Source organism: Syntrophorhabdaceae bacterium (genome assembly GCA_028713955.1).
GTDB lineage: Bacteria > Desulfobacterota > Syntrophorhabdia > Syntrophorhabdales > Syntrophorhabdaceae > UBA5609.
In genome coordinates, this window is the sequence record JAQTNJ010000174.1 from 5,031 (window position 1) to 6,789 (window position 1,759).

2 protein-coding genes and 1 tRNA gene are annotated in these 1,759 nt (G+C 48.7%); 2 read left to right on the forward strand and 1 reads right to left on the reverse strand.

Annotation, left to right across the window (positions count from 1 at the left end):
- On the forward strand, positions 1 to 660 hold a 660-nt coding region (locus tag PHU49_12740; protein ID MDD5244874.1), incomplete at its 5' end, for a hypothetical protein.
- A gap of 67 nt (positions 661 to 727) precedes the next feature.
- On the opposite strand, the gene PHU49_12745 is transcribed toward PHU49_12740, so the two are convergent.
- Positions 728 to 812, reverse strand: a tRNA-Leu gene (locus tag PHU49_12745).
- A 51-nt stretch (positions 813 to 863) separates the two neighbouring features.
- On the opposite strand from PHU49_12745, the gene PHU49_12750 reads away from it, so the two are divergent.
- Positions 864 to 1,759 (forward strand): bifunctional riboflavin kinase/FAD synthetase (locus PHU49_12750; GenBank protein ID MDD5244875.1); only part of this gene is annotated, 896 nt, incomplete at its 3' end.

The window sequence follows — 1,759 nt, forward strand, 5'->3', positions numbered from 1 at the left end:
GGCTATGCCGAGTTTGCAACGGTCCGGGAGGATTTTGCCTTTCCGATACCCGAGACCTTTACTGACTTCGAGGCTGCCCCGCTTCTCTGTGCCGGAACAATAGGATACAGGTCTCTGAGGCTCACTGACATGAAAGACGGGGAGAACCTGGCCTTGATCGGTTTTGGGGCCTCCGCCCACCTTGTTATCCAGATGGCCCGGTACAGATACCCGAACTCAAAGATCTTTGTCTTTGCCAGGAGCGCCGGTGAAAGGGAGTTTGCAAGGGAACTGGGGGCTTACTGGGTCGGTGATACATCCGATGAGCCACCGGAAAGATTCCATCGTGCCATTGATACCACGCCTGTATGGGGGACCATAGTTGATGGTTTAAAGAATATGGAAAGAGGCGGCAGGTTCGTCATTAATGCAATCCGCAAAGAAGAGCCGGACAAAAAGGCGCTTCTGATGATCGACTACCCAACACACCTCTGGCTCGAAAAAGAGATAAAGAGCGTGGCAAATGTTGCCGGACAGGATGTACGGGAATTCCTTGACCTTGCCGCAAGGATCCTCATAAAGCCGGAGGTTCAGGTCTACAGGCTGGAAGAGGCAAACCAGGCCCTTGTCGACCTTAAGGAGAAGAGGATAAGAGGAGCAAAGGTATTAAAAATATCTTGATGTTATATTTAATTAGTGATAAAATTGATGATATTGTATGTATAATACATTATAATAATAAGGAAAATGCCGAAGACGGGACTTGAACCCACACAGGCTTACAGCCTACTAGACCCTGAATCTAGCGCGTCTGCCAATTCCGCCACTTCGGCACTGTCGTGTAATAAAGTATATGGATACTGCCGATAAGTCAAGAGGTGACAGTGAAAATTTTTGAATCCCTCGATATACCGGAGAGATTTACGCGCCCGGTACTCACGATTGGTAACTATGATGGTATACATGTAGGTCACAGGAAGATCATAGAGCAGGTAAAGCAAAAGGCGAAGGAACTCTCGGGGACCTCAATGCTTATGACATTTCACCCGCACCCGATGAGCGTCCTGAGACCGGAAAAATATACACGTATCATTACACCGCTTTACGTAAAGAAAAGGCTGATCGAGGAAACCGGCATAGACGTGTTGATCATTGTCCCCTTTAATGACGCATTCAGGGGCATCGAGCCGGAGAGGTTTATCAGGAAGATCCTGATCGACAGGATAGGCGTGGCAGGTATTGTCGTAGGGTATGATTTCAGGTTCGGCAAAGACGGGGCAGGGGACATCAGGATGCTCCGGGGATTTGTAGAGGATTACGATCTTTACCTCGGCGTTGTTGACGCTGTTACTATTGATGGCGAAAAGGTGGGGAGCAACGGGATCAGGAAGCTGATCGCCGCCGGAGATGTTGATAAAGCAAAAAGACTATTGGAAAGACCACACATGATAGGCGGCATTGTAGTCCAGGGGGACAGCAGGGGCAGGGAGATAGGTTTTCCCACTATTAATCTCGCGACCGTTTTTGAACTTGTCCCTAAGGAAGGGGTTTATATAACAGAAGTAAAGATTGGCGGAAGGAGGTACCCTTCGGTGACAAATATCGGGTATAACCCGACATTCGATGATGAGCGTGAACTTACGGTAGAAACCTATATACTTGGTTTTTCCGAAGATATCTACGGGAAAGAGGTCTACCTTTACTTTCACAAGCGGATACGCCCGGAGATGAAGTTCCGGAGTGTCGGGGAGTTGCAGGCCCGCATAGCGAAGGATGTGGA